The sequence below is a fragment of the Mycobacterium sp. NGS19 genome (genome assembly GCF_059813155.1).
Window position 1 is genome coordinate 90,073 of the sequence record NZ_JCALEB010000006.1, and the last position, 14,222, is coordinate 104,294.

The following is a 14,222-nucleotide window of genomic DNA, read 5'->3' on the forward strand; positions in this document are numbered from 1 at the left end:
ATGTCATCATATATAGATGGCTTCTCCGCGAGAGCGCATGGTGCGGTCTGCGGCGCTGTTGATTCGCGAACGCGGCGCCAAAGCCACCGCCATCTCGGATGTACTGAGACACAGCGGCGCCCCACGCGGCTCCGCGTACCACTATTTTCCAGACGGCCGGACCCAATTGCTATGTGAGGCGGTCGATTACGCGGGGGAGTACATCGCCAAGCGAATCGCCGAGGGACGCAGCGGCCTCGATGTCCTCGACACACTTGTCGCCGCATACCGCGACCAGCTGCAGAGCACCGACTACCGCGCCGGGTGTCCCATCGTCGCGGTCGCCGTCGAAGCCGGTGACCCGGACAATCCCGACCGCACCGCGCCGCTGATCGAGCGGTCCGCGGCGGCGTTCGCGCGCTGGAACGAGCTCATCGCGCAGCGACTCGTCGACGACGGTGTTGCGCCGTCGCGCGCTGAGGAGCTGGCGATGCTGACCACCACGTCGCTCGAGGGCGCCATCGTGGTGGCACGCGCATCTCGAGATCTCAAGCCCATCGACATGGTGCATCACCAGCTGCGCGCTCTGTTCAAGTCGGAAACACAGAAGAGAAAGAGCCGCCGATGACCGTTGACTGGAAGCCCACCGCCTGCATTCTCTGCGAGTGCAACTGCGGCATCGTCGTGGCGCTCGACGGCCGCACGCTGACCAAGATCCGCGGCGACAAGCAGCATCCGGCGTCGAAGGGGTACACCTGCAACAAGGCGTTGCGGCTCGACCACTACCAGAACAACCGCAGCCGGTTGACGTCACCGATGCGCCGGCGCGCGGATGGCGGCTATGAGGAAATAGACTGGGACACTGCGATTTCCGAGATCGCCGCCGGCTTCGAACACGTCCGCGACACTTACGGCGGCGAGAAGATCTTCTACTACGGCGGCGGGGGACAGGGTAACCACCTCGGCGGCGCCTACAGCGGTGCGTTCCTCAAGGCTCTCGGCTCGCGGTACCGGTCGAACGCCCTGGCTCAGGAGAAAACCGGAGAACATTGGGTGGACCGGCACCTGTACGGCGGACATACTCGCGGCGAGTTCGAGCACGCCGAGGTATCCGTTTTCGTCGGAAAGAATCCGTGGATGTCGCAAAGCTTCCCGCGAGCGCGGGTGGTTCTCAACGAGATCGCCAAGGACCCGAACCGCTCGATGATCGTCATCGACCCCGTCATCACCGACACCGCGAAGATGGCGGACTTTCACCTGCGGGTCAAGCCAGGCACCGATGCGTGGTGCCTAGCGGCGATGGCCGGTGTGCTGGTTCAGGAAAACCTCTGCGACACAGCGTTTCTCGCAGACCATGTCACTGGTGCTGATGCCGTCCGGCAGGTGCTCGACGACGTGCCGGTCGGGGACTACGCCCAGCGCTGCGGTGTCGACGAGGAGCTGCTGCGCGCCGCCACCCGCCGGCTCGCCGCCGCCAGCGTCGCGGTGTTCGAGGACCTGGGAATTCAACAGGCTCCCAACAGCACGCTGTGTTCCTACCTCAACAAGCTGCTGTGGATCCTCACCGGGAACTTCGCCAAACGCGGTGGGCAGCATCTGCATTCCTCGTTCGCGCCGCTCTTTTCATCCAGCGGAGTCGGGCGTACGCCTGTCACCGGCGCTCCGGTGATCGCCGGGCTGGTGCCGTCCAACGTCGTGCCGGAAGAGATTCTGACCGACCACCCGGACCGGTTCCGCGCAATGATCGTCGAGAGCAGCAATCCCGCGCACTCGGTGGCCGATTCGTCGTCGGTGAGGGCCGCGCTGGAGTCGTTGGAACTGCTGGTGGTTGTCGACGTGGCGATGACCGAGACCGCTCGACTGGCGCACTACGTGCTGCCCGCGGCGTCCCAGTTCGAAAAGCCGGAGGCGACGTTTTTCAACCTCGAGTTTCCCCACAACACCTTCCATCTGCGCCATCCGATCCTCGAGCCGCTGCCGGGCACATTGCCGGAGCCGGAGATCTGGGCGCGGCTGACCCGCGAGCTGAACGTGGTCGACGACGCCGAGCTGCGACCGCTGCGTGAGGCCGCCAAGCAAGGGCTGGAGGACTTCGCGCAAGCGTTCATGGCCGGGGTGAGCGCGAATCCGACGTGGAACAAGGTACTGCCCTTCGTGCTTTACGAGACGCTCGGACCTGCGTTGCCCGACGGGCTCGCCGGCGCAGCGGCGCTGTGGGGGCTTGCGCAGAAGACCGCGTTCACCTACCCGGACGCGGTTCGGCGCGCGGGACATGCCGACGGCAATGCGCTGTTCGAGGCGATCCTGAGCCATCGCTCGGGGGTGACGTTCACGGTGCACGAGTACGACGACGACTTCGCGCTCATCACGCATGCCGACCACAAGATCGCGCTGACAATCCCCGAACTGCTAAGAGAGATAAGCGATTTGGCGGCGGAGCGCTCGCAGCTGACGACACCCGAGTTCCCCATCGTGCTGTCCGCCGGGGAACGGCGACCGTATACCGCGAACGACATCTTCCGGGACCCGTCGTGGCGTCAGCGCGACGCCCACGGAGCGCTTCGGGTAAGTGTCGAGGATGCACAGGCGCTGGGCCTGGTCTCTGGCGGACGCGCCCGCATCACCACCGCGGCCGGCAGCGCCGAGGCGGTCGTCGAGGTCAGTGAGGCAATGCTTGCCGGGCACGCGTCGCTGCCCAACGGCTACGGCCTGGACTTTGTCGACGAGGACGGCCAGACCCAAATTTCTGGCGTCGCTCCGAATGCTCTCACATCGAGCGCATGGCGCGACGCGTATGCGGGCACACCGTGGCACAAGCACGTGCCGGCCCGCATCGAGGCGCTCGCCGTCTAGCTGTTCTCGGCCAAGAAGTTTCGCAACAGCGCGGTGACAGCATCAGGTTGCTCCAGGGTGCTGGTGTGACCGCAGTTCGGAATCTGTTCCAGTCGTGCGCCGGGGATCAGCTCGGCGATGCGCTGCGCCTTATGCGGTGGGGTGGCGACGTCGTCGGCACCGACGATCACCAGCGTGGGTGCTGTGATCCGACCGATCTCGTCGTCGATCGGTGCGCGGTTGGCCACACCCATAACGGCCTTACTGACGCCGCTGCGCCGGCTGCGCTTCAAGCGCCGTTCCCATTCGGCGATAAGCGGCCGGCTGGCCGGGTCGGTGAGAAAGCTCGGACCGAACATGATGGGAAACACCGCTTTGCGCAGCGGCGGGATCCCGGTGAACCGGTATATCGTCCCGAGGAGCTTGTACCGCCTGACCTTGTCGGGGTCTTCGGGGCCGGCGCTGGTGTCCAGGAGCGTCAACGTGCGGATCAGCTCGGGCCGGCGGGCGGCGACGCGCTGCCCGATGAAGCCGCCCATGGACAGCCCGACATAGTGCACAGGAGCGACTCCCAGCAGCTCGATCAACGCCACGGCGTCATCGGCCAGAGTGTCCATGTCGTAGCCGCCCTTGGTGGCGGCGCTGTCACCTTGGCCGCGCCAATCGATGGCGATGCAACGGTATTCGCTTTGCAGCGCTTGGATCTGAGGATGAAACATCCAGCCGCTGAACAGCAGGCCGTGGCCGAAGAACACGGTGGGCGCATCGGGCCGCGCCGCCGGCGCCTGCGTGTCGGTGTAGTGGATCGTCGCGTCGTCGCGGCTGAAGGTCGGCATCGGTGTCCTGAATGTCGTTAGGAGAGAGCGGCTTTGGCGGCGGCCAGGTTGTCGGCGGCCAGAACCAGCCGGGTGTTGGTCGCCAAGTAGGCAGTCGTCAGATTGACGTCCGCGTTGCCGAGCTTCCGGGCGACCTCACCCAGCGCGCCCGGCCGGTCCTCGACGGGCAGCACAATCACCTCTTCTTCGGACACGATCTTGATACCTGCGCGTTGCAGCGCCTCGAATGCGGGAGTCGGGTCCGAAACAAGGATGTGGATCTCGGCCTGGCCGCCGCCACTGGGCATCGCGCAGAGCCCCTCGATGTTGGCGCCGGCCTGACCGAGGATGTCGCCGACGCGGGCGAGCTCGCCGGGCTCGTCGTCGAGATAGAGCGTCAGGTCGGTCGCCATCGCGCGCTCCTTTCGTGCCGTGGTCAGGCGATGTCCGCGACGAACACTCCCATGGACCGGGCGGCTCGCCGCGCTGCTGCCGGTAGCGCCGGGTCATCGGTGCCGGCCGGAATCACCCGCGGGTTGACGATGTGGACGTCTTTACGGAACAGGTGCACGTCAGCTTCGCCAGCGGCCAGGACGTTCTTGACCCAGTCGGTCTTCCCGTGGCCCAGCACGACCGCCAGCACATCGCCTTTGCACAGCGCATTCACCACCGTCTCGTACGGCTTGCCGGACTTGCGTCCGCGGTGCTTGATGATCGCGAACGTCGGCAAATACGGGGCGATCTTCTTCATCACCGGGTTCATGTATTTGACCTGCAGACGTTCCACGACGGGTGGAAACCGCATCGGGACGCCGGGGGCGTTGTTGGGGTGATCCTTTGCGGACATGCGGTCACTTTACGACGTTGACCAGCCGGGGTGGCGGCGATGACCAGACGGCGCCGCGAATGACACCTGCGGCCGCCTTCCGTGTCAACGCGACGTAGGCTTCCGACGACGCCATGACCACGATCTATGCGACTCATCCGCGCTACGCCGAGCACGATCACCCGGGGCATCCCGAGAACGCCGAGCGCATCCGCGCGATTTGGCGAGGGCTGGACGAAGCCGGGCTGGCCGCGCGTATGCAAGCCATCGAGCCCCGGCCCGTCGACACCGAGCTGGTGCTCGCGGTGCACACCGCCGCGTATCTCCAACTGCTGCAGCGCATCAGCGCGACGCCGCGCACAACTTTTCTCGATCCGGACACGTACGCGGGCCCCGATGCTCTGACGATCGCGCTGCTGTCAGCCGGCGGTGCGGTCGGGGCCGTCGACGCGGTACTCAGCGGGATGGCGCACAACAGTCTGGCGGCGATCCGGCCGCCGGGCCATCACGCGATGCCCGGGCGTGCCATGGGCTTCTGCCTCCTGGGCAACGCAGCAATCGCGGCGCGATACGCCCAACGCCGATTCGGGATCGAACGCATCCTGATCGTCGACTACGACGTGCACCACGGCAACGGCACCGAAGCGATGTTCTACGACGACCCCACGGTGCTCTACATCTCGACCCACCAGTATCCGTTCTATCCGGCGACCGGTGCGGCGACCGACACCGGTACCGGCCGCGGCGAAGGCTTCACCGTCAACATTCCGCTACCCGCTGGCAGCGGTGATGTCAACTATGCCAACGCATTCGAGCGCATCATCTGGCCGGCCGCCGAGCGCTTTCAGCCGCAGCTCCTGCTGGTGTCCTTGGGTTTCGACGCGTATTGGAACGACCCGCTGGCCGGAATGCGGCTGACGCTGAACGGCTATTCGCATCTCGCCGGCGAAGTGATTCGCATGGCACAGCGGTTCTGCGACGGCAGGATCGTTTTCTTGCTCGAAGGAGGCTACGACCTCGACGCCCTGCGGTTCGGCGTGGCCGATGTGGCCCGACTACTGCTCGGTGAACCGTCGGCCCACCCGTCCGAGATCCCGGCCGACGGTCGTTCCGAGCCGGACATCGAGGCCATGCTCGCGCGACTCGAACAGCTGCACCGACTCTAAGCGGATCGGCATGGCACCATGTCGCAGGTGGGCAACGGTTCCGCTTCTCAGCAGCGCCTCCGCGACCTGAAATTACTTCGCCGCGTGCGCGATCGAATTGACCGCGAATACGCGATGCCGCTCGACGTGGACGCACTTGCGCGCGGTGTGAACATGTCTGCCGGGCACTTGTCGCGCCAGTTCAAGTCGGCCTACGGGGAGTCGCCGTACTCGTACCTGATGACGCGGCGCATCGAACGGGCGATGGCACTGCTTCGTCGCGGCGACATGTCGGTCACCGAAGTGTGTTTCGCCGTCGGCTGCTCATCTCTGGGCACATTCAGCAGCCGCTTTACCGAGCTTGTCGGGATGCCGCCCAGCGTCTACCGGGAACGGACAGCACGTATGACGCAGGGGATGCCGTCATGTGTGGAAAAGCAGGTGACCAAACCGATCAGGAATCGAGAAGCACCCGCGGTCGGTCTGCACTTAGCCTGAGCGCCATGGACATCACCATTCACTCCAGCTTCCTTCCGCACGACGATCCGGAGGAGTCTCTAGCGTTCTACCGTGACACCCTCGGCTTCGAAGTTCGCCTCGACGTGGGCGCCGGCGCGATGCGATGGATCACTGTCGGGCCGCCGAATCAGCCCGAGACCTCGATCGTCCTGTATCCGCCGGACGCCACCCCTGGCCTCACCGACGACGAGCGGAGGGTCATCCACGAGATGATGGCCAAGGGCACCTTCGGCACGCTGCTGTTGGCGACCAAGGACCTCGACGCCACATTCGAACAGGTGCAAGGCAGCGACGCAGAAGTGGTCCAAGAGCCGGCGGAACAACCGTACGGGGTGCGTGACTGCGCCCTGCGTGACCCGGCGGGCAACATGATCCGCATCCAGGAAGTTCGCTGACCGATTCAACCGACCATGACGACGAACGCGAAGTCGACAGCACCAGCAAAGCAAGAGGCCGACAGCCACGACGTAATCCGCGTAATAGGCGCGCGGGAGAACAATTTGAGAGACGTCAGCATCGAACTACCCAAGCGCAGGCTGACTGTGTTCACCGGGGTATCTGGCTCGGGTAAGAGCTCGTTGGTGTTCGACACGATTGCCGCAGAGTCACAGCGGCTGATCAACGAAACCTACAGCGCCTTCGTGCAGGGGTTCATGCCGACGCTGGCGCGGCCCGACGTCGACGTGCTTGACGGCCTGACTGCCGCGATCGTGGTCGACCAGGACCGGATGGGCTCCGATCCGAGATCGACGGTCGGTACTGCCACCGACGCCTACGCGATGCTGCGCATCTTGTTCAGTCGGCTCGGACGGCCGCATATCGGCTCACCGCAAGCATTTTCGTTCAACGTCGCTTCCATCAGCGGAGCCGGCGCGGTGTCGATCGACCGAGGCGGACGAACCGTGAGAGAGAGGCGCAGCTTCTCTGTCACGGGTGGCATGTGTCCCCGGTGCGAGGGCCGCGGCTCGATCACCGATTTCGACCTGTCCGCGCTGTACGACGACACCAAGTCGCTCAACGAAGGTGCGCTGACGATACCCGGCTTCAGCATGGATGGCTGGTACGGCCGGATCTTCAGAGGTTGCGGATTCTTCGACCCGGACAAGCCGATTCGTAAATTCAGCAAGAAAGAAATGCGCGACCTTCTCTACAAGGAGCCGACCAGAATCAAGGTCGACGGGGTCAACGTGACCTACGAGGGTTTGATACCGCGAATCCAGAAGTCGTTCCTTTCTAAGGACATCGAGGCGATGCAGCCGCACATTCGCGCCTTTGTCGAACGAGCGGTCACCTTCAGCATCTGTCCGGACTGCCACGGCACGCGGCTGTCCGAGCTCGCCCGGTCGTCGAAAATCAAGGGCAAAAACATCGCGGAAGTCAGCGCGATGCAGATCACCGACACCCTCGAATGGGTGAAGGGCGTCGACGACGCCTCCGTGGAACCTCTGCTGACGGCGTTGAAGGACACCCTCGCGGGTTTTGTGGAGATCGGACTGGGTTACCTCTCCCTCGATCGGCCTTCGGGCACGCTTTCCGGCGGAGAAGCGCAGCGCGTCAAGATGATTCGCCAACTCGGGTCTTCGCTCAGCGACGTCACCTATGTCTTCGACGAGCCCACCGCAGGACTGCACCCCCACGACATTCACCGCATGAACGAACTGCTACTGCGGCTGCGCGACAAGGGCAACACGGTCCTTGTCGTGGAGCACGAGCCGCAGACCATCGCGATCGCCGACCACGTTGTGGATCTCGGACCCGGGGCGGGCGCCGTCGGCGGTCAGGTGGTGTTCGCGGGGACGGTCGACGGGCTGCGGTCTAGCGGCACCCTTACCGGACGGCACCTCCATGACATGGCGAAGCTCAAGGGCTCAGTGCGAGAACCCAAGGGCGCTCTGATGATTCGCGGTGGTAACACTCACAATCTGCGTGACGTCGACGTCGACATCCCGCTCGGCGTGCTCGTCGTCGTCACGGGGGTGGCCGGCTCGGGCAAGAGCTCACTCGTCGACGGGTCGGTGGCCGGGCGGGATGGCGTCATCACGGTCGACCAGGCTCCGATTCGCGGTTCACGCCGCAGCAATCCCGCCACGTACACGGGGCTTCTCGACCGCATCCGGACGGCGTTCGCCAAGGCCAACGGCGTCAAGCCCGCTTTGTTCAGCCCCAACTCCCAAGGCGCGTGCCCCAACTGCAATGGTGCAGGCGTTATCTACACCGACTTGGCGATGATGGCCGGCGTCGCCGTCACATGTGAAGAGTGTGAAGGCAGGCGGTTCGGCGCAGCGGTGCTCGAGTACAAACTCGGCGGTCGAGACATCAGCGAAGTGCTCGACATGTCGGTAGCTCAAGCCCTCACCTTCTTCAGTTCCGCCGACGTGAAACTGCCTGCCGCACAGCGCGTCCTCGAGCGCTTGGACAGCGTCGGACTCGGCTACCTGAGCTTGGGCCAGCCATTGACGACGCTGTCCGGCGGGGAACGCCAACGGCTGAAGCTCGCCGCCCAGATGGCCGGCGACGCAAGCATCTATATCCTCGACGAGCCAACCACCGGATTGCACCCCGCTGACGTGGAGCAGCTCCTCGGTTTGCTCGACGGGCTTGTCGACGCGGGAAAATCAGTGATCGTCATCGAGCACCACCAGGCGGTGATGGCTCATGCGGATTGGCTCATCGACTTAGGTCCGGGCGCCGGACATGACGGCGGACGAATCGTCTTCGAGGGCACGCCGGCGGAACTGGTCGCTGCGCGATCCACGCTCACCGGCGAACACCTGGCAGCCTACGTCGGGGCGAACTGATGCGTCTGCAACCTCAACCGGGCGGAGCGGCCCCTCCCACTCTCAACCTATAGCGCACCCCGGGTCTTGCCGCAAGACCCGGGTCATGCCGCAGAATCGCTGCCCTATGCCAACAGTCGCGGAGATGGGGGAGCGAAGAATGGGATTGTTGTCCAGTCATGCGGTAGTGGTCGCAGGCGGGGGCCCGACCGGTCTGACCTTGGCCGGCGAACTGGCATTGGCCGGTATCGACGTCGCGATCGTCGAGCGACGCGACCAGCAGAGCCTGGTCGGCATGCGGGCAGGAGGACTGCATTCGCGCACTATCGAAGTCTTCGACCAACGCGGGATCGCTGAGCGGTTCCTTGCGCAGGGGCAAGTGGCGCAGGTGGCCGGTTACGCCCAGATACGCCTGGACATCAGCGACTTCCCCACCCGGCACCCCTACGGGCTTGCGCTGTGGCAGAAGCACATTGAGCGCGTTCTGGCCGACTGGGTCGAAGAATTCTCCGTGCCGATCTATCGGGGGCATGAGGTGACAGGTTTTCGGCAGGACGACACCGGCGTGGACGTCGAGCTCTCCGGTGGGCAGTCGCTACGGGCAGAGTATCTGGTCGGGTGCGATGGTGGCCGCAGCGTGGTCCGCAAGGCCGCCGGCATCGAATTCACCGGTTGGGATCCGACGACCAGCCACCTGATCGCCGAAGTCGAGATGGCGTTGGACCAAGGGGAGCCGGAGTGGGGGATTCGGCATGACGAGATCGGCGTTCACGGCCTCGCCAGAACCGAGGAGGAGAATCGGGTTCGGGTCATGGTGACCGAACGGCGCCTCGGGCCGGCGGGCGAACCGACGCTGCGTGAACTCAGCGAGGCGCTTGTCGGCGTGTACGGCACCGATTACGGCGTCCACAGCCCCGTGTTCATCTCGAGGTTCACCGACATGGCGCGACAAGCAGCGGCGTATCGGGACAAGCGAGTGTTGTTGGCCGGAGACGCCGCACATGTGCATCCTCCGGTGGGTGGCCAAGGACTCAACACCGGTGTGCAGGATGCGATGAATCTCGGATGGAAGCTCGCCCAAGTGGTGAAACGCTTATCGCCCGATGGTCTTTTGGACACCTACCACGCCGAGCGGCACCCGGTCGCCGCACGCGTGCTGCGCACCACGGTGGCGCAAATGTTGTTGCTGCGCGGTGACGAACGCACAACCGCGTTGCGTGACAACGTCGCTGAGCTCCTCGCCATGGAGGAGCCGCGAAAGCGCTTTGGCGCCATGATGTCTGGGTTGGACATTTTATACGATCTCGGTGACGGACATCCATTACTCGGTCGGCGCATGCCCGACCTCGACATCGTCACTGCCGACGGCCCGGTGCCGGTATACAGCCTCCTGCACACGGCAAAGCCGGTGCTGATTGATTTCGGCGACGGGGGCGGATTCGACATCACGGGTTGGGCCGATCGGGTCCAATCGGTCGACGCGCAATACTCTGGCGTCTGGGAGCTGCCCGCACTTGGCCACGTGACTGCTCCCGCGGCCGTGTTGATCCGCCCCGACGGGTATGTCGCGTGGGTAGGAGGCGTCGGTGACAGCGGCCTACCGGCGGCGCTCGCCAGGTGGTTCGGTCCGCCGAATGCGCGGTAGCGCGATCGGTGGGCCGAAAGGCCGTGTAATCAAAGGTTATTCGTTCCTGACCGATAGGCCGGGCGGCGACCCGTTCGCCGTTGTGGCGATGGTGACGAGATGAGTCGGATCGAGCCCGTCCCGCGTCGGGAAATCTACACTGAAGCAACGATCAACGGAGGTCGATGATGCTCGTATCAGGCTCCGAACTGGAGTACGCGCCCGGTTCGGATCAGAATCCGGCCTACACGTCGGGCTATCAGCTCGAGATTACGAACTTGTCGGACACTGAAATTCAGTTCGAAGGGCAGGCTCGCGTCATGCGGTATTCGTTCGCCGCGGTTTCGCCGCCAATGAGTCCGTCGGTGTTTCTTGCCGACGCGTGACAACTCAAATGGGCGAGTCTTCGGTCCGCAGAGAGCTGGAGCGTGCGGCCGCCGGGCGTGGTGTCGCGGCTGACGAAGCTCGACGCGCCCTCGATGCAGGTTCGGTCGAAGAGCGGCTGAGGGCGGCCATCCTTGCGCTCGCACGTCATCGCGCACCCGACGGTACGACATGTCCGTCGGACGCGGCTCGGGCGGTGGGCGGCGAAGCGTGGCGCGACTTGATGGCGGAGACGCGCCGGATCGCCGTGACGCTTGCGCAGTCGGGTGCCGTCGAACTCCTGCAGCGCGGCAACGTGCTTGATCCGAGCACGGCATGGCGCGGACCCATCCGTATCAGGGCCGCGACAGCTGACTAGTGGCAGCACACCGTATGCGAGGATGCGCAGATGTCGACGGAGCCTGCGTATTTCACCTCAACAGGAAACGGCACCTTCATGCCGACACAGTTCGCACAAAGTCATTGGGGCGATGACCATCTCAACGGGCCGGCCGTCGTCGGGCTACTGGCGCGGGCGTTGGAACGCCGATGCGGGTCGCCGGAATTCATGCCGACACGGTTGACGGCGGACTTGTTCAGGGCAGCGCGCAATTCGTCGACCACCGTCGACGTCCAAATCGTACGAGACGGCCGCCGGGTGCGGGCCGCCGATGCGTTGCTTCAGCAGGACGGCCGCTTGGTGGCCAAGGCGACGCTCGTGTCCTATCGGTGCTCGTCTGCTCCACCCGGTCGCCAGTGGATTGCGCCGACGGCCTTCCCGACGCCCCCGCCGATCGACGGCGAGACATTGCCGTTCGTCGGTAGTGACGAGGCGGGATGGACCCGGTCTCCAGCGGCACATCAGAACGCCTCGCGAAAGCGCTTCTACAACAAGGGAATCCACGTCGTCGCGGGCGAGAGCGTCTCACCCTTTGTGCGTGCCGTGATGCTCGCCGAAGCGACAAGCCTGGTGACCAACCTTGGTACACAAGGCATCGGATACATCAACGGCGACCTGACCGTCGCACTGGCGCGGTTGCCCCTCGACGAGTGGATCGGCGTTCAGGGTGATTCACACTGGGCCGCCGACGGCATCGCGGTGGGCACCGCGACGTTGTTCGACCGCGAAGGTGCATTCGGTTCAGGTATGACCACGGCGGTCGCCAATCCGGCGGCGCAGATCGACTTCTCGTCGCGGTCGTTCACGATGAAGGGCATCGACTACGAATGACCGAGCGGGACCAGCCGCTAGAAATAATGCCGCCGACCGCCAACCGCCCGGCCCATTGCGCCCATCGCGGCCAGGATCAGGCCGATGACCAAGACGATGATGCCGATGGTCCACAGAATCGACAGTTTCAGCAGCAAGCCGGCGATGAGCAAAATGATTCCGAGAATGATCATGGCTGTTGCCCCTTTCCGTCCGCGCCGATGCTCGGCGCTTGGGCTACCGGTGAACGACCGGCATGAGACCAGGAGACCAGCGCTGAGCCGGTCCGCGGTACACCCCTAGGGAGGTAATGTCGGCGGCGTGGGGGCCGATCGGAAAGAGCCGATCACCGTGGCTGTCGTCGACGATTACGACGTCGTCGTCATGGGCGTGGCCAACATGCTCGAGCCCTACCGTGACCGCGTCGTCGTCACCGAATTGGACTCACAAGAGAACGTCGACGGCGTGGTCGATATCGCCCTTTACGACTCGTTCGCCCAGCCGGAGTCCGATCAGGAAGAGGTCGGTGTGTTGGTTGGCAATCCTCGGGCGCGCCGAGTGGTGGTGTACACCTGGAACTTTCAGCCAGACCTGATCGACAACGCGCGCGCGCAAGGGGCTCACGGTTACCTGTCGAAGACGCTGTCGGCCGGTGATTTGGTCGCGGCCCTCGAGGCGGTGCACGCCGGCAAAATCGTGATAAGTGATCCGCCCGCGCGGGCGCCTCGCGCGGCCGGTTTGGACTGGCCCGGGCGGCACGAGGGGCTCAGTGACCGGGAGGCCGAGATACTCGCGCTGATCACGCAAGGCAAAAGCAACGCCGAGGTCGCCGCACTGACCTATCTGAGTCCCAACACCGTCAAGTCCTACATCCGCAACATCTACCGCAAGATCGACGTCGGCAGTCGAACTCAGGCCGTGCTGTGGGGTGTCGACCACGGCTTCATGCCCGATCACCACCGCATTCGACGATGGCGGCAGGCCGGCGACAGCCATCACTAGGTCGCTGCGATCGGCTTGGGGCGGGCGAAATTTGTTGCGGGCCTGCGTCGTTCGTGATTCAGCGCAGTTGCTGGCCGCTTGCTATCGGCTGCCGTTGCGAGCCAGATCGATCGCGTATTGGGTCATGAAGTGGCCCGGTGCTGGTTCGCCGCGTCCACATGATCCGTCGGAATCACCGGGACGTTTGATCCACAGGTAGGCGTCGGCATGTGGGCCCGCGGTGGCGGTCGTCGGCTGGGCGCCGAGTGCTCGGCCGCTGGGGTTGCACCAGTTCAGCGGGCCCTCAGGTGCCGGCCCGGCGCCGTTGCGCGACGTGTCGATGACGTAGTGCGCGCCATTGGTGAGCCCCGAAATCGCTTCGCCGTAACCGATTTCCTCGTCGGTGGTGTAGAAGTTCGAGGTATTGAGACTGAAACCGCGCGCGTGGTCGATGCCCACCTGATTGAGCCGTGCAGAGATCTCCTCGGCGCTCAGCCAGCGCGAGTGGCCAGCGTCGATGTACACGGCCGCAGCTGGATCCTTGGTCAATGTGTCGACGGCGTAGCGGATCAAGTCGAAGCGTTCCTGGCGCTGGTCGGCGGACAGGCAGTCGGCCATGTCGAGCGCGTCGGGTTCGAGAATGATCGTGGCGGGCGATGAGCCCAAGTCGGTGGCGAGACCGTCGATCCACGCCTTGTAGTCGGCGGCCGTCGCGAAGCCGCCGGCTGCGAAGCTCCCGCAGTCGCGATGGGGAAGCGCATAGACGGCCAGAACGGGCATGCTGCCGGCGGCCTGCGCCCCATTGATGTATCTGCTGATAGCAGCACGAGGGACGGCTTGGTCGATCCAGTAGGCCTGCGGCGTGGTTGCGATGGCGGTCAGTTCGGGGCTCGGCGGATTGGCGTTGTGCGCCGCGGCCATGGCCGCCGAGTTGGGGTCGACGTACAGCGGCAGCGCGGCCAGAGGGTTCACCTCATCGGCGGCTAGACGCAGCGCCGGAGTGGGGCCATCGGGATGTCCGCAAAGGCCGACGGCGACAGCCGCAGCTGCCAGCAATGGGACGATCCGCTGCGCTGCGGCACGAGCAACTGAAGAAAGCACCTCCGAAAACTAGTGGGACAACGGCCGTGGGCGCCAATCGGAATAGGACG

At 64.8% G+C, this 14,222-nt stretch carries 16 protein-coding genes; 11 read left to right on the plus strand and 5 right to left on the minus strand.

Going from position 1 to position 14,222, the window contains the following annotated elements:
* Positions 1-16: 16 nt before the first annotated feature.
* Together AC5Y4N_RS17705 and AC5Y4N_RS17710 are read left to right on the plus strand one after the other, a co-directional pair.
* On the plus strand, positions 17-607 hold the full coding sequence (locus AC5Y4N_RS17705) for a TetR/AcrR family transcriptional regulator (RefSeq protein ID WP_499908175.1): 591 nt from the start codon (positions 17-19) through the stop codon (positions 605-607).
* Positions 604-2,832, plus strand: coding sequence for a molybdopterin-dependent oxidoreductase (locus tag AC5Y4N_RS17710; RefSeq protein ID WP_499908176.1), 2,229 nt, complete (start codon positions 604-606; stop codon positions 2,830-2,832). The genes AC5Y4N_RS17705 and AC5Y4N_RS17710 overlap by 4 nt, the downstream gene beginning before the upstream one ends.
* Here AC5Y4N_RS17710 and AC5Y4N_RS17715 read toward each other — a convergent pair.
* From AC5Y4N_RS17715 to AC5Y4N_RS17725, 3 genes are read right to left on the minus strand one after another with little or no spacing between them, the layout of a single operon-like run.
* Entirely contained in the window at positions 2,829-3,647 is an 819-nt protein-coding gene (locus tag AC5Y4N_RS17715) for an alpha/beta fold hydrolase (protein ID WP_499908177.1), read from the minus strand. The two genes, AC5Y4N_RS17710 and AC5Y4N_RS17715, sit on opposite strands and share 4 nt — an antisense overlap.
* 17 nt (positions 3,648-3,664) lie before the next feature.
* Positions 3,665-4,039: an ACT domain-containing protein gene (locus AC5Y4N_RS17720; RefSeq protein WP_499908178.1), complete on the minus strand. Its 375-nt coding sequence runs from the start codon at positions 4,037-4,039 to the stop codon at positions 3,665-3,667.
* 23 nt (positions 4,040-4,062) lie between these two features.
* Complete coding sequence (locus AC5Y4N_RS17725) at positions 4,063-4,473, minus strand: nitroreductase family deazaflavin-dependent oxidoreductase (protein ID WP_499908179.1); 411 nt, start codon at positions 4,471-4,473, stop codon at positions 4,063-4,065.
* 113 nt (positions 4,474-4,586) lie between these two features.
* On the opposite strand from AC5Y4N_RS17725, the gene AC5Y4N_RS17730 reads away from it, so the two are divergent.
* From AC5Y4N_RS17730 to AC5Y4N_RS17765, 8 genes are all read left to right on the plus strand, one after another.
* Positions 4,587-5,618 carry a histone deacetylase family protein gene (locus AC5Y4N_RS17730; RefSeq protein ID WP_499908180.1) on the plus strand — a complete coding sequence of 344 codons (1,032 nt, stop codon included), beginning with the start codon at positions 4,587-4,589 and terminating at the stop codon, positions 5,616-5,618.
* An 18-nt stretch (positions 5,619-5,636) separates the two neighbouring features.
* Entirely contained in the window at positions 5,637-6,095 is a 459-nt protein-coding gene (locus tag AC5Y4N_RS17735) for a helix-turn-helix transcriptional regulator (RefSeq protein WP_499908181.1), read from the plus strand.
* 5 nt (positions 6,096-6,100) lie between these two features.
* Positions 6,101-6,511, plus strand: a complete 411-nt coding sequence (locus AC5Y4N_RS17740; protein ID WP_499908182.1) for a VOC family protein — start codon at positions 6,101-6,103, stop codon at positions 6,509-6,511.
* A 15-nt stretch (positions 6,512-6,526) separates the two neighbouring features.
* Positions 6,527-8,914 carry an ATP-binding cassette domain-containing protein gene (locus AC5Y4N_RS17745; RefSeq protein ID WP_499908183.1) on the plus strand — a complete coding sequence of 796 codons (2,388 nt, stop codon included), beginning with the start codon at positions 6,527-6,529 and terminating at the stop codon, positions 8,912-8,914.
* A gap of 148 nt (positions 8,915-9,062) precedes the next feature.
* Positions 9,063-10,538 (plus strand): FAD-dependent monooxygenase, encoded by a 1,476-nt coding sequence (locus AC5Y4N_RS17750; protein WP_499908693.1) that lies wholly within the window; start codon positions 9,063-9,065, stop codon positions 10,536-10,538.
* Between the two features lie 167 nt (positions 10,539-10,705).
* A complete protein-coding gene (locus AC5Y4N_RS17755) occupies positions 10,706-10,903 on the plus strand; it encodes a hypothetical protein (protein WP_499940536.1) in 198 nt (65 codons plus the stop codon).
* On the plus strand, positions 10,900-11,259 hold the full coding sequence (locus AC5Y4N_RS17760) for a DUF3253 domain-containing protein (RefSeq protein ID WP_499908185.1): 360 nt from the start codon (positions 10,900-10,902) through the stop codon (positions 11,257-11,259). The genes AC5Y4N_RS17755 and AC5Y4N_RS17760 overlap by 4 nt, the downstream gene beginning before the upstream one ends.
* 30 nt (positions 11,260-11,289) lie before the next feature.
* Complete coding sequence (locus AC5Y4N_RS17765) at positions 11,290-12,111, plus strand: acyl-CoA thioesterase domain-containing protein (protein ID WP_499908186.1); 822 nt, start codon at positions 11,290-11,292, stop codon at positions 12,109-12,111.
* Between the two features lie 17 nt (positions 12,112-12,128).
* Here the strand turns inward: AC5Y4N_RS17765 and AC5Y4N_RS17770 are convergent, their stop codons facing one another.
* The gene (locus tag AC5Y4N_RS17770) at positions 12,129-12,284 is read right to left on the minus strand and encodes a DUF6131 family protein (RefSeq protein ID WP_499908189.1); all 156 of its coding nucleotides are present in this window, start codon (positions 12,282-12,284) and stop codon (positions 12,129-12,131) included.
* Positions 12,285-12,411: 127 nt separating this feature from the next.
* Here AC5Y4N_RS17770 and AC5Y4N_RS17775 point away from each other — a divergent pair, with 127 nt between their 5' ends.
* Positions 12,412-13,092, plus strand: a complete 681-nt coding sequence (locus tag AC5Y4N_RS17775; RefSeq protein WP_499908191.1) for a response regulator transcription factor — start codon at positions 12,412-12,414, stop codon at positions 13,090-13,092.
* An 81-nt stretch (positions 13,093-13,173) separates the two neighbouring features.
* Here AC5Y4N_RS17775 and AC5Y4N_RS17780 read toward each other — a convergent pair whose 3' ends face one another.
* On the minus strand, positions 13,174-14,172 hold the full coding sequence (locus tag AC5Y4N_RS17780; RefSeq protein ID WP_499908194.1) for a glycoside hydrolase family 6 protein: 999 nt from the start codon (positions 14,170-14,172) through the stop codon (positions 13,174-13,176).
* Positions 14,173-14,222 lie beyond the last annotated feature (50 nt).

Coding starts and splice junctions, on each gene's coding strand:
- AC5Y4N_RS17705 (WP_499908175.1), top strand. CDS start 17: ATGGCTTCTCCGCGAGAGCGCATGGTGCGGTCTGCGGCGCTGTTGATT.
- AC5Y4N_RS17710 (WP_499908176.1), top strand. CDS start 604: ATGACCGTTGACTGGAAGCCCACCGCCTGCATTCTCTGCGAGTGCAAC.
- AC5Y4N_RS17715 (WP_499908177.1), bottom strand. CDS start 3,647: ATGCCGACCTTCAGCCGCGACGACGCGACGATCCACTACACCGACACG.
- AC5Y4N_RS17720 (WP_499908178.1), bottom strand. CDS start 4,039: ATGGCGACCGACCTGACGCTCTATCTCGACGACGAGCCCGGCGAGCTC.
- AC5Y4N_RS17725 (WP_499908179.1), bottom strand. CDS start 4,473: ATGTCCGCAAAGGATCACCCCAACAACGCCCCCGGCGTCCCGATGCGG.
- AC5Y4N_RS17730 (WP_499908180.1), top strand. CDS start 4,587: ATGACCACGATCTATGCGACTCATCCGCGCTACGCCGAGCACGATCAC.
- AC5Y4N_RS17735 (WP_499908181.1), top strand. CDS start 5,637: ATGTCGCAGGTGGGCAACGGTTCCGCTTCTCAGCAGCGCCTCCGCGAC.
- AC5Y4N_RS17740 (WP_499908182.1), top strand. CDS start 6,101: ATGGACATCACCATTCACTCCAGCTTCCTTCCGCACGACGATCCGGAG.
- AC5Y4N_RS17745 (WP_499908183.1), top strand. CDS start 6,527: ATGACGACGAACGCGAAGTCGACAGCACCAGCAAAGCAAGAGGCCGAC.
- AC5Y4N_RS17755 (WP_499940536.1), top strand. CDS start 10,706: ATGCTCGTATCAGGCTCCGAACTGGAGTACGCGCCCGGTTCGGATCAG.
- AC5Y4N_RS17765 (WP_499908186.1), top strand. CDS start 11,290: ATGTCGACGGAGCCTGCGTATTTCACCTCAACAGGAAACGGCACCTTC.
- AC5Y4N_RS17770 (WP_499908189.1), bottom strand. CDS start 12,284: ATGATCATTCTCGGAATCATTTTGCTCATCGCCGGCTTGCTGCTGAAA.